Below are 26,325 nucleotides of genomic sequence, written 5' to 3' on the forward strand. Positions count from 1 at the left end.
TGCAGGATGCACCTATTGAAAGGAAGGCGCAGACGACGAACGCGAAGCAGCGCGGGAGCACGGAGAAGCTCTACACTCGTTCGCATCATGAACGACCAGAAAAAGGAAGCAGCCCTCGGTGTCGGCGTCATCGGTTTCGGAATGGCCAGCCGCATCTTTCATCTGCCCGCCATTGCAGCGGTGCCGGAGCTGCGCCTTGCCGCCATCCTGCAGCGTCAAGGTGACGAGGCACGCGCAGCCTATCCGCAAGCCACGATCTTACGCTCGGTGGATGAGTTGCTCGCCAATCCCGACATCCAACTAGTCGTCATCGCGACCCCCAACGATTCGCACTTTTCCTTGGCAGAGAAATCCATTCTTGCGAACAAGAGCACGGTGGTCGACAAACCGTTCACGATTCACCTGCACGAAGCCGAGCGCCTCGCCGCACTGTCACGCGAACGAAACACACTTCTCACCGTCTTTCAAAATCGCCGCTACGACGGTGACTTCCTCACCGTGCGCGATCTCCTGTCCAAAGGAACGCTCGGTCGCCTGGTGCGCTACGAAGCATACTACGATCGATTCCGCCCCGAAGTGCGCAAACGCTGGCGCGAACAGGCGGGCGAGGGCACCGGCATTCTCTACGACCTCGGGCCGCACATCATCGATCAGGCGCTCGAGCTCTTCGGGCTACCCGAATCGGTCGATGCGCGCGTCTTCCGCGAACGCGAAGGTGCCCAAACCGACGACGCATTCGAAATCGTCCTGCGCTATCCCAACCTGCGCGTTCAGCTCGGGGCCAACATGCTCGCCGCAGCGCAGCGTCCGCGCTTTTACCTTCGCGGCTCGGAGGGCACCTTCGTCAAATACGGTGTCGACCCCCAAGAGGCCGAGCTGCTCGCCGGCAATCATTATGCATCCGCCCATTGGGGGGAGGAAAAAGAAGATGCGTGGGGAACTGTATTCTCGATACCGACTGGGGACAAGGCGATCCACCAGAAGATCGCGACGCAACGCGGCGATTACCGCGCCTACTACCGCGATGTCGCCAATGCAATTCGCGCCAAAAAAGACGCTCCGGTGACGCCCGAACATGGAGTTCGCACAATGCGAGTTATCGAACTTGCGCTCGCGAGCAATCGCGAGAATCGCGAAATACAATGGCGATAATTGCGAGTAAGCAAACGTAGGAATTAAATTCGATGATCTCTACCGGCAAATAAGGTTTCACTTATTTTCATTTTTGGTATGAAGCCACGTTCACCACGCCGCGCACCTCCAAACGTGAAGGGAGTTCCACGATGAACGTGAATTTCCGATTGAGCCGAATGGTTCGTCGCAATGCATGGATGGCGGGGGCCGTCCTGCTTCTGGGAGTCGGCTGCGCCGCCCCCACCGACGGCCAGGACCCCGAGACGAATACCCAAAATGACGATCTCAAGGCCGGTTCGGCGGACCACACCGCCGGCTCGCAGATCCGACTGCACGAGGGCACGGACGCCCCCGAAATGATGGCGGAGGCGGAGACCGACGCGGTGGCCGCCACCGTGTTGGGCTGCGACGTGAGCGGTCACCAGGGAAATGTGAATTGGGCGGCCGCTTGGAACGCGGGCGCGAGGTTCTGTTACGTCAAGGCGACGGAAGGCACCTCGTACCGCAATCCGAACTTCGCGCAGCAGTACAATGGCTCGTACAACCAGGGGATGATCCGCGGCGCCTACCACTTCGCGCTGCCGAACAACTCCAGCGGCACCGCGCAGGCCGACTTCTTCGTCGATCACGGCGGCGGTTGGTCGGGCGACGGCAAAACGCTGCCCCCGGCGCTCGACATGGAATACAACCCGTACGGGGCGACCTGCTACGGCTTGAGTGCGTCCTCCATGGTTCAGTGGGTGCGCGACTTCTCCAATCGGGTCCACGCGCGCACGCGCAAGTATCCGATGATTTACACCAGCACCAGCTGGTGGTCGCAATGCACCGGCAACAACGGTGGATTCGGCGGCACGAATCCCCTCTGGATCCCGCGCTACGGCTCCAGCGTGGGTACCTTGCCCGCGGGCTGGGGTTACCACACCATCTGGCAATACGCCGACTCGGGGTCGATGCCCGGTGATCAGAATCGCTTCAACGGTGCCTACGACCGCCTGCAGGCGCTGGCCACCAATCCCGACTGAGCAATCTTGAAATGGCGGGCCTCCACTCCCGGAGGCCCGCCTTCTTTCTTTTCAATTGAGGATTCTGGCCATGAGATGCCTTATTTGGATAATCGGCGCCAGCTTCGTCGCGATTGGCTGCGTGGCATCGACCGAGCCATCCGATAGCCAAACACTCTCCTTGGGCTCTGCCGATCATACGGCTGGCTCTCAGATTCGCCTGCACGAGGGGGCAGAAACCTCGAGCACGAGCGCGCTCGTTGCGCAACCCCCCGGGTGCGACGTGAGTAGCCACCAGGGAAATGTGGATTGGGCTTCCGCCGCCAATGCCGGCGCGAAATTCTCGTACATCAAAGCCACCGAGGGCACGTCGTACAAGAATCCTTATTTCGCACGGCAATACCAAGAATGCCGCGACGCAGGATTGATTTGCGGCGCCTACCATTTCGCATTGCCCAATGCGTCGAATGCCACGCCTCAACCCCCGATTAACTCCAGAGAGGAATTCACAGGAAGACGGGAAGACGGGAAGGGCTGACGGCACGCACGGCGCGGAACGCTTTTTTTGGGGGTTCCAATTGGCTCAGGGGGCCGATTGGAATCCCAAAAAAACCCTTCCCGTCTTCCCGTCTTCCTGTGAACTCTCCCTAGGGTTCACGCAGCCATTCGCCGAAGCGTTCGCCGATCATGAGCGACGGTAGGTTCGTGTTCGAGCTGGGAATCGTGGGCATCAGGCTCGCGTCGGCCACGATGAGCCCCTCGATGCTGCGCACCCGGCCGCGCCCGTCCGTCGCCGCATGCGGATCGGAGTCCGCGCCCATGGGGACCGTGCCGCTGGGGTGGTAGCCCGAGCCGGTGATCTGGCGCAGCGGGGCGCGAAGTTCGCCGTCTTTGTCGAAGGGGTTGCGCGGATAGACGACGCGGGCGACGGCCGTGATGGCCTTCGTGCGCGCAAGGCGCCCGATGATGCGGAGCGCCTCGCGCATGCGTGCGGCGTCTTGCTCGTCGTCCAAGAGGCGCGTGTCCAGCACCGGCGCCGCGTCCGGGCGCGCCGATGGAAAATGGATGCGCCCTACCCCACGCGGCTTGCCGAGGCACACCGCGAGGGTCACCCCCGGGAGCGAAGGCCCGAGCGGTACGAACGACCCGGGCTGAATCTGCATGTCGTTTGGGCACGGGCTGCCCGTCGCGCCATAGCGATTCGTCGTTTGCACGATCGGATGCTCGATGCTCGAGAAACCCGCCTTGTGCGGCCAAAAGAAAATCGCCGACCCCGGATGGTCCAGAAGCCGCGCACCCACCGCGGGCACGTGCGCCACCAGCTCCACGCCGAGACGCGCCAGCTCGTCCCGCGGCCCGATGCCTGAGCGCAGCAAGATCCCCGGCGTCGCCACCGCGCCCCCCGAAAGCACCACGCGATCCGCGTCGAGGGTGAACACGCGCCCGAAGCGCTCCACCTCCACGCCCTGCGCGCGCCGGTTGGTCACGCGAACGCGCCGCACCAACGTGTCGGGCACGATGCGCAGATTCGGGCGAGCTCGCACCCGCGCCGTCAGATACGTACGCGCGGCGCTCATGCGCTCCCCGTTCACTTTGTTCATCGCGTGGGGTCCCGCGCCCGTCGTCGTCGGATCGTTCGTGTCGGCGCACGTCGGAAACCCGAGCTCGGCACACGCCTCGAGAAAGGTCGCCTGCCACGGCACGAGCTCGCTCGGCGTGTGCCGCCGGATCGGGATCGGCCCCTCCTGCCCATGCCACGCGTTGTCGAAGTCCATATCGCGCTCGAGACGCTTGAACGCCGGCAAACAGTGCTCCCACGACCACTCTGGCAGGCCCATCGATGCCCACTCGTCGTAGTCGTACGGCTGCCCGCGCAGCGCGATGCACGTGTTCACCGCGGACGAACCGCCCACCACACGCCCGCGCGGGTACGCCATCGGCAGCGCGCTCCAAAATCGGCTCGACGTCGCGCGGTAGATGTAGCCCCAGTCGTGGCGGACCATCGAATTTTTCCGCCCGTCGCGAAGATCCGCCGGCAGCTCCGCACCTTCTGCGAAAGGGTAATCCGGGCCCGCCTCGACGAGCACCACCTCGTGCCGCGCATCCTCTGTGAGGCGCGCCGCGATCACCGCCCCTGCGGAACCCGCACCCACGACGATCGTTCGCATGCCCGAAGGAGTACTATCACTCCAATGCGTTGGCTCTTTCACATTGCTACGAGCGCAACCTGGACAGCTTTCCAGGCCGACGGAAGCGATGCCTACACCGCGCCGTCGCTCGCGACGGAGGGCTTCATCCACTGCTCCTACCGGGACGCGGTGCCCGAGAGCGCGCGGCTCTACTTCCCCAAGGACGCGTCGCTCGTGATCCTGCGCATCGACCCGCGCGCGTTGACCGCCCCCGTCGTCGTCGCCAACACACCGCGTGGACCGATGCCGCACGTCCACGGCGCGATCCCTCGCGCCGCGGTGCGTGCGGTCTCTTCGCTCGCGGACTTCGCCCGCGAGCCCGACAAAGTCACTTGAGCGGCGTTACTTGACCCGGCCTTCCTTCCACGCCTGCAGCAGCTGCTCGTACGGAACGGTCTCGCCCTTCGGCTTCTCGTTCGCGAGCTTGCCTTTGGGCGCGCCCGGCTGATCGAACCAGTATTTCGGATCCTTCTTCTCGTTCAACTTGGGCGGGCAGTTCTTCATGCCCGCCTTCTCGAGCCGCGCCATCACGTCGTCCATCTGCTCGGCGAGGGTGTCCATCGCGGCTTGCGGCGTCTTCTCGCCGGTGACCGCGCTGCTCACGTTCGGCCACCAGAGTTGCGCGAGCTTCGGATAATCCGGCACGTTGGTGCCGGTGGGCGTCCACGCCACGCGGGCGGGGCTCCGGTAAAACTCGACGAGGCCGCCGAGCTTCGGCGCGATCTTGGTGACCGCCTCGGACTTCAAGTCAGAGTCACGGATCGGCGTGAGGCCGGTGAGGAACTTCTTCAGCGAGGTGGTCTTCGCCACGGTGAACTGGGCGTAGAGCCACGCGGCCTTGCGGCGCTCGAGCGGGGCGTTCTTCAGCATCGTCCACGAGCCCGCGTCCTGGTAACCGAGCTTCGTGCCCTCTTCCCAGTACGGGCCGTGCGGCGAAGGAGCCATGCGCCACTTGGGCGTACCGTCTTCGTTCACGACCGCGAGCCCCGGCTTGGTGAGCGGCGAGGTGAAGGCCGTGTACCAGAAGATCTGCTGCGCGACGTTGCCCTGCCCAGGAACCGGACCGGCCTCCGAGAAGGTCATGCCGCCCGCTTCCGGCGGCGCATACTTCTTGAGCCAGTCGATGTACTTCGTGAGCGCGTACACCGCCGCGGGGCCGTTGGCCTCTCCACCACGCGCGACGCTCGATCCCGCCGGGTTGCAGCCTTCGACGCGGATGCCCCACTCGTCGACGGGCTTGCCGTTGGGAAGACCCTTGTCGCCGACGCCGGCCATGGAGAGCCATGCGTCCGTGAAGCGCCAGCCGAGCGACGGGTCTTTCTTCCCGTAGTCCATGTGGCCGTAGACCTTCACGTTGTCGATGGTCTTCACGTCGTTGGTGAAGAAGTCGGCAATGTCCTCGTAGGCCGACCAGTTCACCGGCACGCCGAGCTCGTAGCCGTACTTGGCCTTGAACTTCGCCTTCAACTCCGGCTTGCTGAACCAGTCGTAACGGAACCAATACAGGTTCGCGAATTGCTGATCGGGCAGCTGGTAAAGCTTGCCATCGGGGCCCGTGCCGAAGCTCTTTCCGATGAAGTCGTCGAGGTCGAGCGTGGGCAACGTCACGTCTTTGCCCTCGCCGGTCATGAAGTCCGACAGCGGAACGGCCACGCCGTAGCGCATGTGCGTTCCAATGAGATCGCTGTCGTTGACGTACATGTCGTAAATCGCGCGACCCGACTGCATCTCGGTCTGCAGCTTCTCGATGACGTCACCCTCTTGGATGATGTCGTGCTTCACCTTGATGCCGGTGATCTCCTCGAAGGCCTTGGCCAAGGTCTTCGACTCGTAGACGTGCGTGTCGATGGTCTCGGACACCACGTTGACGGTCATGCCCTTCTCGCGGAACGGTTTGGCCGCATCGCGGAACCACTTCATTTCCTCGAGCTGCTTTTCGCGCGAGAGGGTGCTCGGCTGGAACTCCGAGTCGACCCACTTCTCCGCCGCCTTGTCCAGCGCCGAGAGATCGGTCTGCGTGGCCGCAACGGGGGCCTCTTTCTTACTACACCCGGCTGCGGTGACGGCCACCGTTCCAAGCCCGAAATAGACCGCATATCGCGTTAGGAAATTCATGGTTAGCCTCGATTAGCCCCATCTTCCGATGGCGAGCATGTACAGAAGTGAGATACCCGTCGCAATCCACGGTGATGCGACTGTAAGAGCAATCCAGATCAAGTGGATGAACGCACTACCAAGTAAGCCGACGAAGAGACGATCCCCGCGGGTCGTCGGCATGGGGAGGAAACCTCGCCTTTCCACCGGCGGGGAGACGATTCCCCATACCGTAAAGGCTACGATGAGCAAGGCGATCACGATGAAAAAGATCGCGGTCGGCGCCGTCCATACCATCCATCCCAAGGCTGAATCGGAAGCTTGCGGCATGGTCACACCCGCCCGAGGGCAAAGCCCTTTGCGATGTAGTTACGGACGAAGCCAATCACGATGGCCCCTGGGATCAAGGTGAGCACACCGGCGGCGGCGAGAACGCCCCAATCCATGCCGGCCGCGCTCACGGTGCGGGTCATCGTGGCGGCGATGGGTTTCGCGTCCACCGAGGTGAGGGTTCGCGCGAGGAGCAGCTCGACCCAGCTGAACATGAAGCAGAAAAACGCGGTGACGCCGACGCCCGCGCGCACCAGCGGCAGGAAGATGCGCACGAAGAAGCGCGCGAAACTATAGCCGTCGAGGTACGCCGTTTCGTCGATCTCACGCGGGATGCCCGACATGAAGCCCTCGAGGATCCACACGGCCAGTGGAACGGTGAAGAGCGTGTGCGAAAGGGCGACGGCCCACGGCGTGTCGAACAGGCCAATGCTCGAATAGAGCTGGAAGAACGGGAGGAGGAAGACCGCGGGCGGCGACATGCGGTTCGTCAAAAGCCAGAAGAACAGGTGCTTGTCGCCGAGGAAGCGGTAACGCGAAAACGCATACGCCGCAGGAAGCGCCACCAACACGGAGAGCACGGTGTTGATGGTCACGTAGGTGATCGAATTGAGGTAGCTCTGGCTCCAACTCGAATCGGTGAAGATGATCGAGTAGTTGTCCAAGGTGGGCGACTGCGGGAAAAACGTGAACTTGCCCAGGATCTCTTCGTTCGTTTTGAACGACATGCAGACGAGCCAGTAAATCGGCACGAAGCTCGCGAAGAGGTAGAGCGGCGCGAGAAAACGGGAGCCCTTCATTTGCCGGCCTCGCCCTTGGAATTCATCGCCGTATAGAAGATGTAACTGAAGAGCAGAATCACGAGAAAGTACACCAAGGAGAACGCGGCGGCCGGCCCGAGGTCGAAGCGCCCCACGGCCAGGGTGGCCAGGTATTGGCTCAAGAATGTCGTCGAGTTGCCCGGGCCCCCGCCCGTGAGCACGAACGGCTCCGTATAGATGGTGAAGCTATCCATGAACCGCAGGAGCACGGCGATGGTCAAGACACCGCCCAGCTTGGGGAGCTCGATGTAGCGGAAGATGGCCCAGCGGGAGGCGCCGTCGATCTTGGCGGCCTGGTAAAATGCATCCGGAACGGCACGCAAGCCGGCGTACGCCAGGAGCGCGACCAACGGTGTCCAGTGCCAGACATCCATCACCAGCACGGTGAGCCACGCGTGCACGGCGTTCGACGTGTAATTGTAGTCGATGCCCAGCGCATGGAGGGCCACGCCGCCGAGACCGATGTCGCCGCGCCCGAAGACCTGCCAGATGGTGCCGACGACGTTCCACGGAATGAGGAGCGGCAAGGACACCAAGACGAGGCTCAGCGACGAGCGCCACCCTTCGCGCGGAAGCACCAGCGCGAGCCCCACGCCAAGCGGCAGCTCGGCGGACAGGATCGCCAAGGAGAAGACGATCTGCCGCAAGAGCGCGCCGTGCAGCTCCGGATCGTGCATCACCTTTTGGAACCAGTCGGTGCCCACGAAGATGCGCTGCTCGGGACCGAGGATGTCCTGCACGGAGTAGTTCACCACGGTCATCAGCGGGATGACCGCGCTGAAGGCCACGATCGCCACGACGGGCGTGACGAGGAACCAGGCGCGATGATTGACCGGTTTATCCATGGTTTTCGCCCACGACGGCTTCGCCATCGGCATAGAGCGTCGTGCGCGACGCAGGCAATTCGAGCCACAGCGTCTCGCCGGCCGTGACCTTCGATCCCTCGGGTAACTTCACCTTTAGCTCCTGTTCGCCCCCCCCTCCCGAATAGGAGGCGGACGCAATCACGTGCGTGCCCAGCTCCTCCACGTGCCCCACCGTGGTTCGAATGGCGCCGAGCGCCTCCGGCTCCGCACGGCGCAGAAACTCCGGACGCACGCCCAGCAGGATGGGGCCTTTCGCCGAGCGCGCCTTCGCGCACACCTTCGCATCGAGCGGTACGCGATGCGCGCCCACCACCGCCGCATCCTCCTCGACGGAACACGGCAGGAAATTCATTCCGGGGCTTCCAATGAAGTGCCCCACGAAGGTGTGCGCCGGCCGTTCGAACAGATCCTCCGGCGTGCCTTGCTGCACCACGCTGCCCACGTTCATCACCACCACGCGATCGGCCAGCGTGAGCGCCTCCACCTGGTCGTGCGTGACGTACACCAGCGTCACCGGTGTCGCCTGATGAATCTGTTTCAGCTTGCGCCGCAAAAGCCACTTCGCGTGCGGGTCGATGACCGTGAGCGGCTCGTCGAACAGAATCGCCGCCACGTCCTTGCGCACCAGCCCCCGCCCGAGCGAAATCTTCTGCAGCTCGTCGGCCGACAGACCGCGCGCGCGCCGACCCAGCTGGTGGGACATCTCCAGCAAATCGCCAATCTGCTCGACCCGTTGGCGAATCTCCTTCTCGGGCACCCGCCGATTCCGGAGTGGAAACGCCAGGTTATCGAACACGGTCATCGTGTCGTACACCACGGGGAACTGAAACACCTGCGCGATGTTCCGCTCCTCCGGCGGCGCGTGCGTCACGTCCTTGCCGTCGATCAAAATCGAGCCGACCGTCGGCCGAAGAAGGCCCGAAATGATGTTCAGCAGCGTGGTCTTGCCGCACCCGGAAGGGCCGAGCAGCGCGTAGGCGCCACCGTCTTCCCACACCATTTCGAGCGGCTTGAGCGCGGGCGCTCCCCCGGCATAGGTATGCGAAATACCGCGAAGTTCGATGCGTGCCATGCTCAGTCCTTCGGGGCCAACGCGCGAGGTGCCGGGGCGGCGGCCAAGCGTCCATTTTTCTCGAATGCGAAGAGTCGCCCGGCGTCGAGGAAGAAATCGACCTTCGTGCCGGGCGCGACGCGAATCACGCCTTCTACCTGGGCGGTGAGCGTCGTCTTGCCGTGGGTGGCGTGAACGAGCGTCTCCGAGCCGCTCGTCTCCGCGATCTCGACGTGCGCCGGTACGCGGATGTCGCTCTCCGTCCCTTGGGTGAGGCGCACGTGGTTGGCGCGAATGCCCAGGCGATAGGTGCTCGCGGGCAGCTCCTTCAAATGCGCAGGCAGCGGAAACTGCACGTCGTCGGCAAAACGAATTTGCTTCGGCGCGCCATCCGTCACGTCCACCGTGAGCACGTTCATCTGCGGATCGCTGAAGACCTCCCCCACCCGCTCCGTCGCCGGCGCGTGGTACACGTCGAGCGTCGCACCGCGCTGGATGACTTGGCCTTCGTCGATCACGACGATGTTGCCGCCGAGCAAAAGTGCTTCCACGGGATCGGCCGTCGCATACACGACGACGGCATCGTGCCGGCCTTGAAAGAGGCGCCGGATCTCGACGCGCATCTCTTCACGCAGCTTGTAATCGAGGTTCGCGAGCGGCTCGTCGAGGAGCAGAAGATCGGCATCCTTGGCGAGCGCGCGCGCCATGGCCGTGCGCTGTTGCTGACCGCCACTGAGCTCGGCAGGTAGGCGTTGAAGCAGGGCATCGAGCCGGAGCTTCGTGGCCGTCTCTCGCACCTTGCGATCGATCTCCTCCCGAGAAACGGTCTTTCTCAGGCGGAGTGGCGAGGCGATGTTCTCGTAAACGGTCAGCGATGGGTAATTGACGAATTGCTGGTAGACCATCGCGACGTTGCGCTGACCTGCCCCGCGCCGCGTTACGTCCACTCCATCTTGTTTCACTGTACCCGTCGTCGACCGATCCAAACCCGCAAGTAGGCGCAGAAGCGAGGTTTTCCCCGCACGAGTGCGCCCGAGCAGGACGTAAAAGCCGCCCGGCTCCAGGGTCATACTGATGTTCGAGAGGTAGGTTTCTCCGTCGACGATACGGGTGACGTGATCGAGCTCGATCCCTTGCTTCACGGCGTCCTCAAACGCCGCAAGCTATCGGAGAACGCTTTTTGAATCCAGCTTTACTCCTGAGTTACATCTCGGCCTCAAGTGGGCGTGCGGGTACGCGTGGGCCGCCCGAGCTGGGGCCCCCGTCGTAGGACGGGGAGCGACCGCAGTTCGTCCTCACCAAACACGCGGGAACGCACGATGAACCGGACGCCACCTGGCGCCTCGAGCGAAAATCCACTGCCTCGCCCGGGCACCACGTCGAGCGTGAGCTGGGTGTGCTGCCAATAATCGAACTGCGCGCCCCCCATGTAAAACGCGCAGCCTCCTACCTCGCCGAGGTAGACGTCGTTGACGCCAATGCGAAATTCTCCAATCGGATAGCACATGGGTGCGCTGCCGTCGCAGCAGCCTCCCGACTGGTGGAAGAGCAGCGGCCCGTGCTCCTCCTTCAACGTATCAATCAGCGCGAGGGCCGCCTCGGTTGCAAGCACTCGGGGAATCAACATCGGTCTTCTTCGCCGTCTAGAATAGCCCCATGGCTTTGGGTGAATAGCTGACGAGTAGGTTCTTCGTCTGCTGGTAGTGCTGAAGCATCATCAGGTGCGTCTCACGTCCGATGCCGGACTGTTTGTACCCGCCGAACGCGGCGTGCGCCGGGTAGAGGTGATAACAATTCGTCCACACGCGCCCCGCATGGATGGCACGGCCCGCGCGGTATGCCTTCGTCCCATCGCGCGTCCACACGCCGGCGCCCAGACCGTAGAGTGTGTCGTTCGCAATCGAGATGGCATCGTCGAAGTCTTTGAACGACGTGGTGGAGACCACGGGTCCGAAAATCTCCTCTTGGAAGATGCGCATCCTGTTTTGGCCCGCCAGAATCGTCGGCAGGACGTAGTAGCCGCCGGCGAGCTCTCCGGAGAGTTTGACGCGTTCACCGCCGAGGAGAACTTTGGCGCCTTCCTTCTTGCCGATATCGATGTAGCTGAGAATCTTTTCGAGCTGATCATTCGAGGCCTGCGCGCCCACTGTGGTCGTCGTATTCAGCGGATGGCCGGGCACGTGGCGCTTCGTGCGGGCAATCGCGCGCTCCAGAAAGCCTTGATGAATGTTCGCTTGGATGAGGGCGCGCGAGGGGCAGGTGCACACCTCGCCCTGGTTCAAGGCGAACATGGCGAAGCCTTCGAGGCACTTGTCGAAGAAGTCGTCGCTGTACGCCACGACGTCGTCGAAGAAGATGTTCGGCGACTTGCCGCCGAGCTCCAAGGTCGCGGGAATGAGGTTCTCCGAGGCGTACTGCAGAATGAGGCGCCCCGTCGTGGTCTCGCCGGTGAATGCAATTTTCGCGATCCGCGGGCTCGAAGCGAGCGGCTTGCCCGCCTCCACCCCAAAGCCGTTCACCACGTTCACCACCCCCGGCGGAAGGAGGTCGCCAATGAGCTCCATCAAGAGGAGGATCGACGCGGGCGTTTGCTCGGCGGGTTTGAGGACGACGCAGTTGCCCGCGGCCAGTGCCGGCGCGAGCTTCCACACCGCCATGAGGATGGGAAAATTCCACGGGATGATCTGCCCCACGACGCCGAGCGGCTCGTGAAAATGGTAGGCCACCGTGTCCTGATCGAGCTCGGCCACCGCGCCTTCCTGTGCGCGAATGGCGGCTGCGAAATAGCGGAACTGATCGACGGCCAGCGGGATGTCGGCCGCCAAGGTCTCGCGCACCGGCTTGCCGTTGTCCCACGTCTCGGCGACGGCCAGCATTTCCAGGTTCTGCTCGATGCGGTCCGCGATGCGATGGAGCATGAGCGCGCGATCGGCGGGCGACGTCAGGCCCCAGCGTCCCTTGACCTTGTGCGCGGCATCGAGCGCGCGCTCCACGTCCTCCGCCGTCGAGCGCGGTACGTCGCAGAAGCCGCGGCCCGTCACCGGCGTGATGTTCTCGAAATACCTGCCCTTGACCGGCGGACACCACTCGCCACCGATGAAATTCTCGTAGCGCGACTTGAACTGCACCTTGGAATCGGACTGGTTCGGCGAGGAATAGAGCATCGGGTCACCTGCGTTTGAATGTCGGTCGCGGCGATGCCGCGGGGTCCGGCGAAAATGACGCGCCTGGTATGTCGCAACGCACGTGCCGCCCGATTGCGCGGCATTTTTCCCTTGATTCCTGCGTTTTCTGTTATTGAGCTCGCAATATTTACGCACTGCATCATGTCGAGATACGAGACATTTTGCGCTTGACGCAGAGAGCTAGCTGTACTGTGACGTCGCTCTAGCTCGGTCTCCCGCACGCGGATACATTTGGTGGGGTGCTGGTTTTGACCGACCCCGGAGAGGTGGAGGGCCGCGCCGATCAACGGCGGGCGCTCGCGTCACGGTTTGCGCGCGTGGAGGCGTATGGCCTTCGGCGCGATGGCGATGGGTATCCGATCGGTCCGAGCGACGCGGCCCTCGCCGATCGGCGCGCGCGCCTGGAGAGCATCTTTCGCGAGGAGCACCGGCGCCTCGCACAATTGCCGGGGAGCCTGGCGAATCGCTCGGTGTGTGCGCTCGTCTCCGATCAAGACGGGGTCATCCTTTCGCTGCACGACGGTGTCTCGTTTCGCGACACAGCCACGCGGGTGCGCCTCGTCGAGGGCGCGGATTGGAGTGAGCGGGCGCGTGGCGTCAACGCGATCGGTACGGCCATCGCCGAGCAGACCCCGGTCGCGGTGATCGGACCTGCGCACTACGAGCTGCGCAACGCGGGGCTCTTTTGCTACGCGTCGCCCATCTTCGATCCGCACGGGCAGCTCGTGGCGGTGCTCGATGTCACGGGTCCGATGGACCGTCACGATCGCGGCTTCGAGCTGGTCGTGCGGACGAGCGCCATGTCCATCGAGCGCTCGCTGCGGGCGATCACGTATGCGCGGGCGGGCTTCCGCAACTTGGGCGCGATCGAACACCTGGTAACCCGCGCCAGCGCGCCGACCATCCTCGTGGAACCACGCGGGCCGGTGGCGATCCACAACGAGGCCGCGCGAAGGTCGCTCTTGTCGGGGCGCGCCTTCGTCGATTGCGAGACGCTCTTCGGGATGGACTTCGACACGCTGGCGCGGATGGCGCGCGAGGGCGGCGAGCCGCGATTCGAGACGCGCGATGGCAGCTTCCGGGTCAAGCTCGATCCGTTGCTGGACGAGGGCGAGCACCCCTTCGGCATCATCGTGCATTTCGATCCCCTGGCTCGGGCACCGCGTGCGCCCGTGAAGGCCCTGGAGCCGGTCAAGAACGAGGACCTCCCCACGCCGTTCGCGGAGATTTTCGCCACCGACGATGCGGTGGTGCAGTCGAAGCAGCTCGCGGCCAAGTTCGCGAAGACGCGCTTGCCGATGCTTCTTCTGGCGGAGACCGGGACAGGCAAGGAGCTGTTCGCCCGCGCCATTCACGCCGCGAGCGAGTGCGCCGGCGGCCCGTTCATCGCGGTCAACTGCGGCGCGGTCGCGTCGACGTTGCTCGAGAGCGAGTTGTTCGGCTACGCGCCGGGCGCCTTCACGGGCGCGGGGCGTCGGGGATCGGACGGCCTTCTGGGCGCGGCCAACGGCGGCACCTTGTTCCTCGACGAAATTGCGGAGATGCCCGCGCCGCTGCAGGCCTCGCTGCTGCGCGCGCTGGACGATGGCTCGTACCGCCGGCTGGGCGATTCGCGGCCTCGCAGGTCGGCGTTTCGTCTGATTGGCGCGACGTACCGCGATCTCGGTACGATGGTCGAGCAGGGCGACTTCCGGAGCGATCTTTTCTTCCGGCTGCACGGCGCGTGCATCCGCATTGCGCCGCTGCGCAATCGCACGGATCGCCTAGGCCTTGCGCAGGCGCTGCTGGAGAAGCACCATCCGCCGGCACCGAAGCTCGCGCGCTCCGCCGTCGCCTACTTGGAAGAGCACTCGTGGCCGGGCAACGTGCGCGAGCTGCGCAATGCGCTGGCCTACGCCGTGGCGCTCGCGGGCGAAGGGCCCATCGAGCGGCACCACCTCCCCGAGCGCCTGGTGAGCTCGGGATCTCCGACGCGGACGCGCACCGAGGTGCTGCGCGAGGCGGCGGAGGAGGCGGTGCGCGCCTCGGGCGGGAACATCAGCGATGCCGCGCGCAAACTCGGTGTTGCGCGCGACACGCTGTACCGCATGCTGAAGAAGAAGTAGCCAACGCGTAGCTACCGGTTGCCCTTCATGCGCTGTACTTGGCGCGAGATCTTCCCCATCATGCGATTGCGCTGCTTTTGCTGACGCGCCTCCTCGGTGCCGGGGCCGCGGCGTGCGAGAAGCCATTGCTGCTCGGCCTCGAGCTTTCGCCACGAGAGGAAGCGGTCTTCCGATAGCTCCCCGGAGGCGACGGCGGCGAGAACCGCACAGCCAGGCTCCGTCTCGTGTTTGCAATCGCGGAAGGCACACGCCTCCGTGAGTGCATCGACCTCGTCGAAGCCGCGAGGGCTCGCGGCCACGTCGTCCGACCAGAGCGCGAGCTCGCGCAGGCCGGGTGTGTCGACGAGGAGTGCACCACTTGGCAGCACGAAGAGCTCGCGGTGCGTGGTGGTGTGCTTTCCGCGCTCGTCGGCGGCGCGGACGGCGCCTTCGCGCTGGTGGGCCTCCCCTTCGAGAAGGCAGTTGGTCAGCGCCGATTTGCCAACCCCGGAGGCACCGACCATGGCCAGCGTTTCCCCGCGCCGTGCGAGGGCTCGAATCGTATCGATGCCCGCGCCGGTCGCGGCACTGGTGATGATCATCTGCGTGGAGCCGGCGACCTCGGTCACCGCGTTGAACAGCGGCTCGGGGTTCTCGCAAAGGTCGGCCTTGTTGAGAACGATGACCGGGGTAGCGCCGCCTTCGAGCACAGTGGAGACGAAGCGTTCGATGCGACGAACGTTGAGCTCCGCCGTGAGAGCGCTCACGATGAGCACCGTGTCGACGTTGGCCACGAGGACCTGCGGCCGGGTGCGTCGTCCCGCCTCTTTTCGCGTCAGCGACGACGTACGCTGGAAGCGATGAACGACGGGCAGAGGTTCGGCGACCGTATCGCCCCGAAGGCCGACCCAGTCACCCACCACGGGCAGCTCGGAGGCGTCCATCGCTTCGTGGCGCAATTTGCCGGCGAGCACCGCGCGGCGGGTGCCGTGCGGGCCAAGGACGTGAAGCAGACCGCGGCTCGCGAGAACGACGCGTGCCGGAATGACGTTTTCAAGGTGGTCGCCGAGTTGGCGATGTTGCGATTCGAAAAAAGACGTCCACCCCAACTGGGACATGCAAGACACATCGTGTTGCAGATGCATGGAATTGAAATCCTCGTGACAGAGAGCCCTGTACCGCCGCGGAGCGCTCGAACGCGATGCTCACGCGGTTGCCAACGGCGCGGTCTCTGCAGCTAGGTCAGCTGCGGGGCCCAACGAGGGGCCGGCACACACGCGGTTGGCGCTCGAAAAGTGATGTCGGCGGCCTACGCCGACGTTTGACCTGGTTCGCCCGAGTGCCCTGGCTTTACCAGTGCGTTACCAAACCAAAGCGACGACAAGCGTCACGCGGGGTCGAGCGATAAGGCCCATCACTTGCGAATCTGATGTGATTTCCATGGCCCTATCCCTTTCCGCCTGCGGGACTGCACGTACACGTCTCGCTCGAGGCGGTCCTACGATGACGTATGTGCACCTTTCTGTCAACACAGGTTCTGTGTTCGTTTTAGGGGTCCGAAAAATTTCGGCGTCTTTGGTGCAACCGCAACCACCCGCCAAATGTTGCGATGAGTATGTGAAAAAGACTGCATCCAGCGCGCGCAGCTAGCACAACAAGGGACATGGAAGCCGTCACGCCCGACCGGGGAGAGCTGGTCGTCGAGGTTCATGTGGCGGGGGGTGTGGCCATCGCGGGAACGGTGGCATGCGTCGGTGAAGGAACATCGGCATTCGCCGTGGGGGAGCCGGTGGCCATCGACGCGAGGCTCGTCGATGCGCGCGCGGAGCGGCTGATCGTCGATGCGCAGCTCCCGACATCGCTCCGCATCGCGGTGAACGCGTACCACGTGCTGGTGGACGTGGTGCGATTGGGCGCGGGGGAGACCCTGTTGATTCAGGACGCGGGCAGCGCGTTCGGTTTGCTCGCGGTGCAGTTCGCACGGGTGCTGGGCGCGGGCGCCGTGTTGGGTGTGGTCGCATCGGAGGCGCAGCGAGAACGCGCGGTGTGGGCGGGATGCGCGGCGGCCCTGTTGCCCCATGGCTTCGCCGCGCACGCGCGTGCGCTCACGAACGATCGCGGCGTGGACGTGGTGCTCGAGTCGGCGATGGGGGATCGCGTGATCGAATCGCGCAAGGCGCTCGGACCGCTGGGCCGCATCGCGTTCGCCGCGTCGCCGCTCGCAGCCCTGCTGTTCCAGCCGGCGACGGCGCGCGAGCACGGGCTCCACGAGCTCGCGACGGAGGTGCGCGAGCCCCTGGAGCGTGCCGCGCGCAGTGTGATGGCCTACGTGGCCAGCGGCGCGGTTCGTGTGATGTGATCGATGAGCGTGGCGGCGAAGAAGCCCACGCTGATCCACGCATTCATGTCAAAGAAGGCCTTGTCGATCTTGGAAAGATCCGCACGCGCCCATCGCGACGTGCCCGGAGCGTCGCGGGCCGGGTCGACCGGCGGGTGAATGAGAAGGTGCTCCCAAACGAGGAGCCCCGCCACCACGAGGATGCCGGCGAAATACACGACACCGCGGTGTAGGAACACGCCGGTGAGCGCGAGCGAGGACACCGTGACCACGTGGGCGAAGGCGCTCATGGCAAGCGAACGCGAGGCGCCGAAGCGCGATGGGATGGAGTGCAGGCGCTGCTCGCGATCGAAGCCTTCGTCCTGTAAGGAGTAGAGCACGTCGAAGCCGAGCAACCACGTCACCACGGCGACCATGAGGGCAAGGATGCCTCCGGTGACCGGCGCCCCCACGGCGATCCATGCTCCGCCCGGCGCGAGCGACAAAGCGACGCCAAGCCACGCATGCGCAGCCCACGTAAAGCGCTTGGCGTACGAGTAGCCGAGCAGCACCGCCAGGACGGGCAGTGCGAGCACCGCCGGGGCCGTGCCCAAGGTGGTCGCCGAGAGAACGAAGACGGCGGCCGAAGCCAGGGCGAGCGCGGCGGCTTCCCAGGGACGCACGTCGCCCCGTTGAATGGGGCGCGTCGCCGTGCGCGGGTTCTTCGCGTCGATGTCGCGATCCGCCCAGCGGTTGAAGGCCATGGCGCTGGTGCGCGCCGAGACCATGCAGATGAGCATCGCCACCACGCGGGCAGCGGTCAGCGGTGGATGCGGCATCGAGAGTGCGAGCACCACGGCCGACGCCGCGAAGGGCAGCGCGAAAATCGTGTGCGCAAAGGCAACCAACGTCGAATACGAGCGCAAGCGAGCAACGATCACGAGACCTCCCGAATCCACCGACGCGGTGCTTTGACGTGCCGGAGCAGCAGCGCCGCTCCGTCCTGAATCTGTGCCGCGCCGGCGATGTCCACGGCGAGCAGCCCGGGGCGTGCGCCGCGCGAAATGCGGCCGAGCGCCGGGCGGCCGAGTGCCTGCGCACCGTTGTGCGTGGCCATGCGCACGAGGTCGGCCGCCGGCACGGTGGAGAAGCGGTCCGCGAGCGCCCGCGCCTCGGCGAGCACGTCGAGCGAGGCGTTCGACGCGAGCGAGTCGGTCCCCAGCGCAGGCTCGATGCCCGCAGCGCGTGCGGCGAGCAGCGGCGGAAGGCGGCCCTCGATGTACAAATTCGACCGCGGGCAGAGCACCACGTGCGAGCCGCTCTTCGCCACGCGCTCGAGCTCCTCGGGCAGCGCGTCGGTCAAGTGCACCAGGAGCATGTGCGGCCCCAGTGCGCCCAGCGCCTCGGCGTACGCGATGGGCGACTGCATCGGCCACACGACGTCTGCGGCACCGCGCAGCCGCCCGCGCAGCCAATCGGTCACCGGGCCATCGCCATGTTCCAGCGCACGCCGTTCGGCCGCGTGCTCGGCCAGGTGAAGGCTGGTGCGCAAGCCGGCGTCCTTCGCGTGCTGGACGATCTTGCGCACCACGTCGGCAAGCGTCGTGTGAAGGGTATGCGCCGTTGGAACGTACGCGAGCCCGGGCCACGCCCTGGTCCCCGCGCTGGAAGCCGCGAGCATCTCCTCGGCGCGCTCGGCCACGTCCCCGCCCACGCCGAAAACCTCGTGAAAAATGGACCCTTCGATCCCGCTGCGCGCGAGGTGCTCGGCCGCGGCGAGGCTGTTCGTCACCTCGCCCACGGCGGCGGTTCCATGCCGCTGAAGCTCGGAGACCGCGGCCTCCATGGACTCCGGCGAGTCCTCCGGCGTGGCATCGAAGCGCGCGGCGAGCAACGAATCGACCCACGGCAGGAAGCCATGCCCGCCCGGCACGAGACCGCGCAACGCGCTCAGCTCGAGATGCGTATGCGCGTTGACTAGCCCCGGAAAGACGACGCCGTGCACCCGCTCGACGGGCGCCCCCCCGTGGCGCGGGAGGACCTCGGCCGCGGCCCCCACGTCCTCGATCGTGCCATCCTCGGCGACCACCACCGCACCATCGCGGATCGGCGGCGCGTCGCCTGGGAGGACATGGTCGGCGTGAACGATCATGCCGGTTCCGTGAGCCACTCGTACTTCACGTTGCGGCGGGTCGCGCGGAAGCCGGCGGCGCGGATGCGCGCTTCGATGGCGTCGGCGTTGATGCAAAAGGTGGTGCCGGCGCTGGAGACGACGTTCTCCTCGAACATGACGCTGCCGAAGTCGTCGGCCCCGAAGCGAAGGGCCACCTGCCCCACGTCCGGCCCCTGCGTGACCCACGACGCCCCCACGTGATCGATGTTGTCGAGCATCAGGCGCGCAACGGCCTGCTGCCGCAGATAGAGGTGCGTCCCGGTGTCACCCGCCGTGATGCGCACGCCCTGCTCGTGCTGGAAATCCCAGCAGAAGAAGGCGGTGAAGCCGCGCGTTTCATCCTGGAGCTCGCGCAGCTTGAGCAGATGCAGGATGCGATCGCGCGCCGTGTCGACGGTGCCGTACATCATGGTCGCACTCGAGCGAAGCCCCATGTGGTGCGCCACGCGCATCACGTCCAGCCATTCCGAGCTGGTGCACTTGGCCTTGGCGATCTTGCGCCGCACCCGGTCGACGAGGATCTCCGCGCCGCCGCCGGGCACGGAGTCGAGACCCGCCGCATGGAGCCGCTCCAGAACGTCCCGCACGCTGATCGATTCCAGCTGCGAGATGTGGAGGATCTCCTCGGGCGAGAGCGCGTGGAGGCCGAGCTTGAACTCGGATTTGATCCAGCGAAACAGGTCCTCGTAATAGGTGATGCGCAGCTCCGGATTGAGCCCGCCCTGGAGGAGGATCTGCACGCCGCCGGCCTCGACGACCTCGCCGAGCTTCTGGCTCAGGACCTCGCGCGAGAGGACGTACCCTTCCGGGTGCCCCACGGGACGGTAAAAGGCGCAGAAGCGGCAGCTCGTCGTGCACACGTTGGTGTAGTTGACGTTGCGATCGACGATGTACGTCACCACGTCGTGCGGGTGCTTGCGGCGCCTTACGGCATCGGCGGCGAGGCCGAGCTCGAAGAGCGGCGCCTCGTGGAGCAGGCGCTCGCCTTCCGCCGCGTTGAGGCGATCGCCCTCGGCCGCGCGGGAGAGGATGGAGTCGAGCGACGGCACCGACACGGCGCGCGCGCCGTCTTCGTAGAAGCGCACGTCCATGCGCGGCAGAAGGCCCGCGCGGTGCCCTTCTACGTAGAAGCGCTCGAGGCCGCGGCGCTCTTCGTCGCCAAAGTCGAAGCGGATGTTCTCGCGCAGGTAGTCGCGCAAGCTCGCCGCATCGAGGCCCGAGCTCGCGGCGTAGGCATCCGCAATGGCATTGCGCCGAGCGAGCCCTTCTTCTTTCGCGGCGAGCAAAAGCTTCTCCCCGCCATGGGCCAGCCCACCGGTGCGTCCGCCCCACGCCGCGAAGACGAAGGGCAGCCCCGTCCACTCGTACCAAGCCTCACCGAGGTCGAGCGCATACGGGAAATCGTTCTCGATGCGAAGCGCCACGTCGCCGATGATCAAGGCGCCACACGTGCCCTTCACCTCCGAGAGCGCCTGCTCCGGCGGCAGCACGCGCACGCGCGGCTCCGCACCGCGGCGCCGCGCCCGCAGCACCAGGCGCGCGAGCACGGCGCTGGTGCGCGACGAGGCGTCGAGAACGATGTCCGTCATTTGATCGATGGGCACCTGCGACACGATGCGCACACTGCGGACCGCACCGCGGGATGCGATGGCCGCACCACGCACGAAGCGCGTATCCCCGAGCTGCGCCAGCGCCGCCACCGGCACGAGGCCGACGTCAGTTTCTTCCTCGGCGATCCGCCGCGCCACCTCCGCGGGGAGGGCCAAATCGAGGGCAACCCCGTCTCTATCGGCGAGCGGCTCGTACAGCGGGCGGGCGTTGAGGTACTGAACGGCGGATACTTTCATGGCAGCACCGGCAGGATGTGGCGTTCCGCCTTGCGGTCACGCACTTTCAAGGCATGTTCGGGCAGCGCGCTCTTCGGATGCTCGCGCACCACGTTGTAAAGCGTGTCGCGCTCGACGGGGATGCGGCCCGCCTCGCGGATCAAGCGAACCAGCTCGTTGTAGCTCAGGCCCTGCGGCGAGCGCGAACCGGCGGCATGGTAAATCGTCTCGTGCACGATGGTTCCGTCGATGTCGTCGGCGCCGAACCGAAGACCGAGCTGCGCGATCTTCGGCGTCATGCTGACCCAGTAGGCCTTGATGTGCGGAACGTTGTCGAGCACCAGGCGCGACACCGCCAACGTGCGAAGGTCGTCGACCGCCGTCGGCGCGGGCAGGTTCTTCATGCCGTTGCCATCGGGGTGGAAGGCCAGCGGAATGAAGGCCTGCATGCCGCCCGTCTCGTCCTGGAGCTTGCGCAGGCGCAGGAGATGGTCGACCCGATGCTCGAAGGTCTCGATGTGCCCATAGAGCATCGTCGCATTGGTGCGGATCCCGAGCCCGTGCGCCACGCGATGCACCTCGAGGTACTCGTCGGCGTTCGCCTTGTCGTGCGAGATGCGCTTGCGCACGTCCTCGTGGAAGATCTCGGCGCCGCCACCGGGTAGGCTGTCGAGCCCCGCCTCGCGCAGGCGCGTGAGCACCTCGGCGTAGGTCATCTTGTAGTGCTGCGCGAAGAAGTGGATCTCCACCGCGGTGAAGCACTTCATGTGAATGTCGGGCTTGATGCGCTTGAAGCCCCGCAGCAGGTCCTCGTAATACGAAAACGGCAAGCCCGGGTGCAGGCCGTTGACGATGTGGATCTCGCTCGGAGGATCGTCCATGCGCTCCTCGAGCTCGCGCCACGCTTCTTCCACCTTCATGGTGTGCGCGCCGGGGGCGCCTTCTTCGAGCTTGGCGAAGCTGCAGAATAGGCACGAGGCGACGCAGACGTTGGTCACCTCGATGCGCATGTTGCGATTGAAGTACGTGCGGTCTCCGTGCATCCGTTCGCGCACGGTGTTGGCGAGCGCGCCCACCGCCAGGAGATCCGGCTCGAGAAAAAGAGCCAGCGCATCGCTCTCGTCGAGCCGCTCGCCCCGCTGCACCTTCTGAGCAATGGATTCGATGGTCATGCTGTCCTCACGAATTCGGTACGGCGCCCCGCGCGCTGAAGAAGGCCTTCGAGCTCTTGCTTCTTCAAGAGCTGTACGGCCACGGCCCCCACGCCTTTGACTTTCTTGGTGCTGTCTTCCGCAATGGGCAGGCCGCGCCGGTTGGCGATGATGCCCACCAGCTCGTTGGCGCCGAAGCCCAAGGCCACCTGCGCGAGCTCCATGCCGCACTCCGTCCAATCGATGCGCACGCGCGCCCCCTTCGGCGCGGTGAGCCGCGCGATGGCCACGTCCCGCAAGAAACGCAGTCCGCGCGTTCCGACGTCCACGTCGCGCAGGTGCACGTCGACCAACTGATCCTCGGCCGATCCCTCCCCCACGTGCACGCGCACCAAATCGCCCACTTCGTCCACCCGCACTTGATCGGCGAGCGCTCCGAGGGCCAGCAGATCACACGTCTCGAAGATCCGGTCGTCCGAGGAAACCGGCGCCCCCGAGGCACGCGCTTCGCGCACGCGCTCGAGGCCTGCGGCGCGCACGGCCATGTCGACCAACGTACTCATGTCGACCCCCAACGGCGCACGAGATCGTTGCCGATGCCGACGTGGTCGAGGATGCGCGCGACGACGCTGTCGACGACGTCGTCCAAGGTGCGGGGATGGCTGTAGAACGAAGGCATGGCCGGGAGGATGGTGGCGCCCGCGCGCGCGAGCGTGGTGAGATTTTCCAGGTGAATGACGCTGAGCGGTGTCTCACGCGGGACGACGACGAGCTTGCGCCGCTCTTTCAACATGACGTCCGCGGCGCGCGTGAGGAGCGAATCGGAAATGCCGTGGGCGATGCGCGCCGCCGTCCCCATGGAGCAGGGCACGATGACCATCGCGTGCCAGCCCGCGCTGCCGCTGGCAAAGGGCGCGCGGTAATCGCGCTGGCCCCAGAGCGGAATGTCGCCCAGCTGCTCGCGGAGCTGCTGCTTCAAGTCGCCGCCGCACTCGAGGGCCCACACCTCCGGCGCCGTCGGCGAGAGGCACAGGCCGAGCTCCAGATCGGGGTCGACCTTGCGGCGCTCGGCGAGGACGGCGAGCAACCGCTTCGCGTAGGGCGCGCCGCTCGCGCCGGTGATGCCGACGACGATCTTCACAGCGCCACCTCGCCGACGACGATGGAGGCGATGCCCATGGTGAGATCGCTCGAGGTGACGCGCGAGAAGCCGCCGCGAACCAGCTCCGTCTCGTATTCGGCGCGCGTGGCGAAGTTCTTCATGGTTCGCACCAGGTAGCTGTACGCCTGCTTGTCGCCGGACAGAAGGCCGCCCACCTTGGGCATCACGTGCTCGGCGTATGCCGCGTGGAAGGCGCGCGTGACGGGGCGCTCGGGGCGGAAGAACTCCAACGTGACGAAGACGCCGCCCGGCGCGAGCACACGACGCACTTGTGCGACGCCGCGCGCGAGGTCGCCCAGGTTGCGCATGCCGAAGCCGCAGACGACCCCGGCGAACTCGCCGTCGCCGAAGGGTAAATCGAGCGCATCGCCCACCACGGTCTCCGCGCGCGGGGCCTTGTGCCGGCCGCGCTCGAGCATGTCCTTGGCGAAGTCGCAGGCCACGAGGCGCGACGCCGGTCGGGCGCGGTCGAGGAGCGCCGTGAGATCGAGCGTGCCCGCGCACAAGTCGAGCAGGGCTCCTTCGGGCGCGCGCTCCGTGAGCGCGGCCACGGCCTTGCGCCGCCACAACTGATCGCGGCCGGCCGACATGAGCCGGTTGAGCACATCGTACGTCGGCGCAATGCGATCGAACATCGCTCGCACCGTGGCGCCATGAGATGACGTCATCGAGATCTCCCTATGAGGCCACGCGCGGCATCGAGCACGCGCTGGACCGGTCCATCGTGTTTTCCCCCCTCGAGAACGTGGGCTCGTGGTGTCACACCGGCGATGCCGAGCGACGGCCAGAGCGCGTCGACCTTGCGCACGACGGCGTCGCTCATGCGCAAGACCTCGGGCCACTCGCGGGTGTAGCCTTCTTCGGCCCATTTGCGCGTCCCGTCGATGACCACCTTGCCGCCGTAGAGCGCCTGGTTCGCGCCGTGGTCGAGTTGATCGATGGGCCCTTCGACGAAGGACATGTCGCGCTTCGGATCGAGGTTGGCGAGAAGCCGCCAGGCCACCTCTTCCAGGTTTTGCACGTTGACGTCGTCGTCCACCACGCAGATGACCTTGGAGAACATCATCTGCCCGGCGCCCCAGAGCCCGTGGGCGACGCGCGCCGCGTGAAACGGGTACTGCTTTTTGATCGAGATGAGCACCAGATTGTGGAACGCGCCGAAGACCGGCAGGTTCATGTCGCGAACCTCCGGGAACATCGTGCGAAGCAGCGGCAAGAAGAGCCGCTCCGTCGCCTTCCCCAGCCACGCGTCCTCCATCGGGGGCGGGCCCACCACCGTCGCGGGGTAGATGGCATCCCGGCGATGCGTGATGGCCGTGATGTGAAAGCGCGGAAAGCGCTCCACCAAGGTGTAATAGCCGGTGTGGTCGCCGAAGGGCCCCTCGTCGAACAGCGCTTCCGACGGATCGACGTAGCCCTCGAGCACGAAGTCGGACTCGGCCGGCACCTCGAGATCCACGGTCTTGCACTTCACCGTGCGCACCGCGCTTCCGCGGAGAAAGCCCGCGAACATCCACTCGTCGATGCCATCGGGCAGCGGTGCGGTGGCCGCGTAGGTCAGCGCGGGATCGCCGCCCAAAGCCACGGCGACGTCGAGCCGGCGCAGGCCGAGCTCCTTGGCGGCGCGGAAGTGGCGCGCGCCGGTCTTGTGCACCTGCCAATGCATCGCCGTCGTGCGCCGGTCGATGCGCTGCATGCGGTACATGCCGATGTTGCGCCCGCCCGACTGCGGATCGCGCGTGATGACGTTGGGCAAGGTGATGAAGGGCCCGCCGTCATTGGGCCACGTGGTCATCATCGGCAATTGGTCGAGATCGACCTCGTCGCCGGTGAGCACCACCTCCTGGCACGGCGCCTCGCGCGACGGCCGCGGAAAGACGTGCGCGAGCTCGGGGACTTTGCGCGCGAGCTCGACCAGCTCGCGGGCCCCCGACGGCGGACGCGCCGTGATCAGCTCCTCGATGGCCCGCGCATGCTGCTCCAGATCGTCGACCCCGAGCGCCAGCGACATGCGGCGGCGTGAGCCGTAGGCATTGACGATGAGCGGAAAGGGCGCCTGGGCATCCGGTCGGGTGGTGTCGTGCACGTTCTCGAACAGAAGGGCGGGGCCTTCCGTCTTCATCACGCGCTGGGCGATTTCTGACGCCTCCAGATGAAGATCGATGCGCTCTTTAATGCGCACGAGCTCGCCGCGCTCTTCGAGCGCCTTCGCGAATGCACCGAACCCGTCGTACGCCATGGCTGCGTGTCCGTCCTTTTGCCCCGCGGCGGTCATGAAAGACCGGGCGAGGCGGCATGTTTCAAATAATTTTGAAACATTTGTCTTCTAGGTTGGCGAACGGCGGCGGTCAAGCCGACGCGCGACCTCATCGCTTGCCCTAGCCCGAGGAGCGCTTAACTCCCAGGGACGATGAAACCTGGCGACCACCCCGAGTTCTTCCGTTTTCCCCCACCGGAGGGCCGCTCGCGCGAGAGTACCATCGTGCTGGATGCCGAAGGGCGCTTTTGGCACCACGGGGGGCTGGTGGAGCATGGAAAGTTGGCCGCCGCCATGCACACCTGGATTTCGCGCCACCCGGAGGACGGGCGGTACATCCTGGAAAATGGCTACGACTGGACGTACTTCACGGTGGAAGACGCCCCCTACGTCGCCACGACGCTGAAAATCGCAGGGAACGACATCGTTCTTACCCTGAGCGACGGCACCGAGGAAGATTGGGACCCCGCGACGACCCGCGTCGGTGAGAGCGGGGCGCTCTACGCCAAGGTGAAGGCGGGTGCCCGCGGCGGGCCATTCGAGGCGCGGTTTTCGCGCCACGCACAGACCGCCCTGGCCGACGTGCTGGTCGACCAAGGAGGCTCGCCCGCCGTCAAGCTGCGCGATCGGACCGTGGCGATCGGCTCCGCCGCCTGACGAGGAACGAAAGGCACGATTTGGCCG

The 26,325-nt window shown here is 65.5% G+C and carries 24 protein-coding genes; 6 read left to right on the top strand and 18 right to left on the bottom strand.

Features of this window, described 5'->3' with window-relative positions:
- Positions 1-87 precede the first annotated feature (87 nt).
- Both LVJ94_36090 and LVJ94_36095 read left to right on the top strand, forming a co-directional pair.
- The gene (locus tag LVJ94_36090; GenBank protein WXB02326.1) at positions 88-1,152 is read left to right on the top strand and encodes an oxidoreductase; all 1,065 of its coding nucleotides are present in this window, start codon (positions 88-90) and stop codon (positions 1,150-1,152) included.
- Positions 1,153-1,283: 131 nt separating this feature from the next.
- Positions 1,284-2,156 carry a lysozyme gene (locus LVJ94_36095; protein ID WXB02327.1) on the top strand — a complete coding sequence of 291 codons (873 nt, stop codon included), beginning with the start codon at positions 1,284-1,286 and terminating at the stop codon, positions 2,154-2,156.
- A gap of 626 nt (positions 2,157-2,782) precedes the next feature.
- On the opposite strand, the gene LVJ94_36100 is transcribed toward LVJ94_36095, so the two are convergent.
- Positions 2,783-4,303, bottom strand: a complete 1,521-nt coding sequence (locus LVJ94_36100) for a GMC family oxidoreductase (protein ID WXB02328.1) — start codon at positions 4,301-4,303, stop codon at positions 2,783-2,785.
- A gap of 24 nt (positions 4,304-4,327) precedes the next feature.
- Between LVJ94_36100 and LVJ94_36105 the strand changes: the two genes are divergently transcribed.
- The gene (locus tag LVJ94_36105) at positions 4,328-4,660 is read left to right on the top strand and encodes a DUF952 domain-containing protein (GenBank protein WXB02329.1); all 333 of its coding nucleotides are present in this window, start codon (positions 4,328-4,330) and stop codon (positions 4,658-4,660) included.
- A 6-nt stretch (positions 4,661-4,666) separates the two neighbouring features.
- On the opposite strand, the gene LVJ94_36110 is transcribed toward LVJ94_36105, so the two are convergent.
- The 8 genes from LVJ94_36110 to LVJ94_36145 form a co-directional block, all read right to left on the bottom strand.
- A complete protein-coding gene (locus tag LVJ94_36110; protein ID WXB02330.1) occupies positions 4,667-6,439 on the bottom strand; it encodes an ABC transporter substrate-binding protein in 1,773 nt (590 codons plus the stop codon).
- A 12-nt stretch (positions 6,440-6,451) separates the two neighbouring features.
- Positions 6,452-6,715, bottom strand: a complete 264-nt coding sequence (locus tag LVJ94_36115; GenBank protein WXB10776.1) for a DUF2160 domain-containing protein — start codon at positions 6,713-6,715, stop codon at positions 6,452-6,454.
- Positions 6,716-6,750: 35 nt separating this feature from the next.
- Positions 6,751-7,548: a carbohydrate ABC transporter permease gene (locus tag LVJ94_36120; protein WXB02331.1), complete on the bottom strand. Its 798-nt coding sequence runs from the start codon at positions 7,546-7,548 to the stop codon at positions 6,751-6,753.
- A complete protein-coding gene (locus LVJ94_36125; protein WXB02332.1) occupies positions 7,545-8,414 on the bottom strand; it encodes a sugar ABC transporter permease in 870 nt (289 codons plus the stop codon). Before LVJ94_36125 ends, LVJ94_36120 begins: the two co-directional genes overlap by 4 nt.
- Positions 8,407-9,507, bottom strand: coding sequence for an ABC transporter ATP-binding protein (locus LVJ94_36130; GenBank protein WXB02333.1), 1,101 nt, complete (start codon positions 9,505-9,507; stop codon positions 8,407-8,409). Before LVJ94_36130 ends, LVJ94_36125 begins: the two co-directional genes overlap by 8 nt.
- Before the next feature lie 2 nt (positions 9,508-9,509).
- Complete coding sequence (locus LVJ94_36135; protein WXB02334.1) at positions 9,510-10,628, bottom strand: ABC transporter ATP-binding protein; 1,119 nt, start codon at positions 10,626-10,628, stop codon at positions 9,510-9,512.
- A gap of 74 nt (positions 10,629-10,702) precedes the next feature.
- Positions 10,703-11,113: a DUF779 domain-containing protein gene (locus tag LVJ94_36140; GenBank protein ID WXB02335.1), complete on the bottom strand. Its 411-nt coding sequence runs from the start codon at positions 11,111-11,113 to the stop codon at positions 10,703-10,705.
- A gap of 16 nt (positions 11,114-11,129) precedes the next feature.
- Positions 11,130-12,650: an aldehyde dehydrogenase family protein gene (locus tag LVJ94_36145; protein WXB02336.1), complete on the bottom strand. Its 1,521-nt coding sequence runs from the start codon at positions 12,648-12,650 to the stop codon at positions 11,130-11,132.
- Between the two features lie 260 nt (positions 12,651-12,910).
- On the opposite strand from LVJ94_36145, the gene LVJ94_36150 reads away from it, so the two are divergent.
- Positions 12,911-14,776: a sigma 54-interacting transcriptional regulator gene (locus LVJ94_36150; GenBank protein ID WXB02337.1), complete on the top strand. Its 1,866-nt coding sequence runs from the start codon at positions 12,911-12,913 to the stop codon at positions 14,774-14,776.
- A gap of 11 nt (positions 14,777-14,787) precedes the next feature.
- Here LVJ94_36150 and rsgA read toward each other — a convergent pair whose 3' ends face one another.
- A complete protein-coding gene (rsgA, locus tag LVJ94_36155; protein ID WXB02338.1) occupies positions 14,788-15,873 on the bottom strand; it encodes a ribosome small subunit-dependent GTPase A in 1,086 nt (361 codons plus the stop codon).
- 545 nt (positions 15,874-16,418) lie between these two features.
- On the opposite strand from rsgA, the gene LVJ94_36160 reads away from it, so the two are divergent.
- Positions 16,419-17,114, top strand: coding sequence for a zinc-binding dehydrogenase (locus LVJ94_36160; protein ID WXB02339.1), 696 nt, complete (start codon positions 16,419-16,421; stop codon positions 17,112-17,114).
- Here the strand turns inward: LVJ94_36160 and ubiA are convergent.
- The 8 genes from ubiA to LVJ94_36200 are packed head-to-tail and all read right to left on the bottom strand — an operon-like array spanning position 17,081 to position 25,659.
- Positions 17,081-18,013: a putative 4-hydroxybenzoate polyprenyltransferase gene (gene ubiA / locus LVJ94_36165; protein WXB02340.1), complete on the bottom strand. Its 933-nt coding sequence runs from the start codon at positions 18,011-18,013 to the stop codon at positions 17,081-17,083. The genes LVJ94_36160 and ubiA overlap by 34 nt on opposite strands.
- Positions 18,010-19,224 carry an amidohydrolase family protein gene (locus tag LVJ94_36170; protein WXB02341.1) on the bottom strand — a complete coding sequence of 405 codons (1,215 nt, stop codon included), beginning with the start codon at positions 19,222-19,224 and terminating at the stop codon, positions 18,010-18,012. The genes ubiA and LVJ94_36170 overlap by 4 nt, the downstream gene beginning before the upstream one ends.
- Positions 19,221-21,092, bottom strand: a complete 1,872-nt coding sequence (gene mqnC, locus LVJ94_36175; protein WXB02342.1) for a dehypoxanthine futalosine cyclase — start codon at positions 21,090-21,092, stop codon at positions 19,221-19,223. The genes LVJ94_36170 and mqnC overlap by 4 nt, the downstream gene beginning before the upstream one ends.
- Complete coding sequence (gene mqnE, locus LVJ94_36180; GenBank protein ID WXB02343.1) at positions 21,089-22,243, bottom strand: aminofutalosine synthase MqnE; 1,155 nt, start codon at positions 22,241-22,243, stop codon at positions 21,089-21,091. Before mqnE ends, mqnC begins: the two co-directional genes overlap by 4 nt.
- On the bottom strand, positions 22,240-22,785 hold the full coding sequence (locus LVJ94_36185; GenBank protein ID WXB02344.1) for a hypothetical protein: 546 nt from the start codon (positions 22,783-22,785) through the stop codon (positions 22,240-22,242). The genes mqnE and LVJ94_36185 overlap by 4 nt, the downstream gene beginning before the upstream one ends.
- On the bottom strand, positions 22,782-23,363 hold the full coding sequence (locus LVJ94_36190) for a UbiX family flavin prenyltransferase (GenBank protein WXB02345.1): 582 nt from the start codon (positions 23,361-23,363) through the stop codon (positions 22,782-22,784). The genes LVJ94_36185 and LVJ94_36190 overlap by 4 nt, the downstream gene beginning before the upstream one ends.
- On the bottom strand, positions 23,360-24,052 hold the full coding sequence (locus LVJ94_36195; GenBank protein WXB02346.1) for a ubiquinone/menaquinone biosynthesis methyltransferase: 693 nt from the start codon (positions 24,050-24,052) through the stop codon (positions 23,360-23,362). Before LVJ94_36195 ends, LVJ94_36190 begins: the two co-directional genes overlap by 4 nt.
- Entirely contained in the window at positions 24,049-25,659 is a 1,611-nt protein-coding gene (locus LVJ94_36200) for a menaquinone biosynthesis decarboxylase (GenBank protein WXB02347.1), read from the bottom strand. Before LVJ94_36200 ends, LVJ94_36195 begins: the two co-directional genes overlap by 4 nt.
- 135 nt (positions 25,660-25,794) lie before the next feature.
- Between LVJ94_36200 and LVJ94_36205 the strand changes: the two genes are divergently transcribed.
- Positions 25,795-26,298: a DUF1285 domain-containing protein gene (locus LVJ94_36205; GenBank protein ID WXB02348.1), complete on the top strand. Its 504-nt coding sequence runs from the start codon at positions 25,795-25,797 to the stop codon at positions 26,296-26,298.
- The last annotated feature ends 27 nt before the right edge of the window (positions 26,299-26,325 follow it).

It is taken from the genome of Sorangiineae bacterium MSr11367 (assembly GCA_037157805.1).
GTDB lineage: Bacteria > Myxococcota_A > Polyangia > Polyangiales > Polyangiaceae > Pendulispora > Pendulispora rubella.

What these genes read in the sequence shown, in the direction of transcription:
- LVJ94_36090 (WXB02326.1), top strand. Translation starts at nt 88, where the DNA reads ATGAACGACCAGAAAAAGGAAGCAGCCCTCGGTGTCGGCGTCATCGGT.
- LVJ94_36095 (WXB02327.1), top strand. Translation starts at nt 1,284, where the DNA reads ATGAACGTGAATTTCCGATTGAGCCGAATGGTTCGTCGCAATGCATGG.
- LVJ94_36100 (WXB02328.1), bottom strand. Translation starts at nt 4,303, where the DNA reads ATGCGAACGATCGTCGTGGGTGCGGGTTCCGCAGGGGCGGTGATCGCG.
- LVJ94_36105 (WXB02329.1), top strand. Translation starts at nt 4,328, where the DNA reads ATGCGTTGGCTCTTTCACATTGCTACGAGCGCAACCTGGACAGCTTTC.
- LVJ94_36110 (WXB02330.1), bottom strand. Translation starts at nt 6,439, where the DNA reads ATGAATTTCCTAACGCGATATGCGGTCTATTTCGGGCTTGGAACGGTG.
- LVJ94_36115 (WXB10776.1), bottom strand. Translation starts at nt 6,715, where the DNA reads ATGGTATGGACGGCGCCGACCGCGATCTTTTTCATCGTGATCGCCTTG.
- LVJ94_36120 (WXB02331.1), bottom strand. Translation starts at nt 7,548, where the DNA reads ATGAAGGGCTCCCGTTTTCTCGCGCCGCTCTACCTCTTCGCGAGCTTC.
- LVJ94_36125 (WXB02332.1), bottom strand. Translation starts at nt 8,414, where the DNA reads ATGGATAAACCGGTCAATCATCGCGCCTGGTTCCTCGTCACGCCCGTC.
- LVJ94_36130 (WXB02333.1), bottom strand. Translation starts at nt 9,507, where the DNA reads ATGGCACGCATCGAACTTCGCGGTATTTCGCATACCTATGCCGGGGGA.
- LVJ94_36140 (WXB02335.1), bottom strand. Translation starts at nt 11,113, where the DNA reads ATGTTGATTCCCCGAGTGCTTGCAACCGAGGCGGCCCTCGCGCTGATT.
- LVJ94_36145 (WXB02336.1), bottom strand. Translation starts at nt 12,650, where the DNA reads ATGCTCTATTCCTCGCCGAACCAGTCCGATTCCAAGGTGCAGTTCAAG.
- rsgA (WXB02338.1), bottom strand. Translation starts at nt 15,873, where the DNA reads ATGTCCCAGTTGGGGTGGACGTCTTTTTTCGAATCGCAACATCGCCAA.
- LVJ94_36160 (WXB02339.1), top strand. Translation starts at nt 16,419, where the DNA reads ATGGAAGCCGTCACGCCCGACCGGGGAGAGCTGGTCGTCGAGGTTCAT.
- LVJ94_36170 (WXB02341.1), bottom strand. Translation starts at nt 19,224, where the DNA reads ATGATCGTTCACGCCGACCATGTCCTCCCAGGCGACGCGCCGCCGATC.
- mqnC (WXB02342.1), bottom strand. Translation starts at nt 21,092, where the DNA reads ATGAAAGTATCCGCCGTTCAGTACCTCAACGCCCGCCCGCTGTACGAG.
- mqnE (WXB02343.1), bottom strand. Translation starts at nt 22,243, where the DNA reads ATGACCATCGAATCCATTGCTCAGAAGGTGCAGCGGGGCGAGCGGCTC.
- LVJ94_36185 (WXB02344.1), bottom strand. Translation starts at nt 22,785, where the DNA reads ATGAGTACGTTGGTCGACATGGCCGTGCGCGCCGCAGGCCTCGAGCGC.
- LVJ94_36195 (WXB02346.1), bottom strand. Translation starts at nt 24,052, where the DNA reads ATGACGTCATCTCATGGCGCCACGGTGCGAGCGATGTTCGATCGCATT.
- LVJ94_36200 (WXB02347.1), bottom strand. Translation starts at nt 25,659, where the DNA reads ATGACCGCCGCGGGGCAAAAGGACGGACACGCAGCCATGGCGTACGAC.
- LVJ94_36205 (WXB02348.1), top strand. Translation starts at nt 25,795, where the DNA reads ATGAAACCTGGCGACCACCCCGAGTTCTTCCGTTTTCCCCCACCGGAG.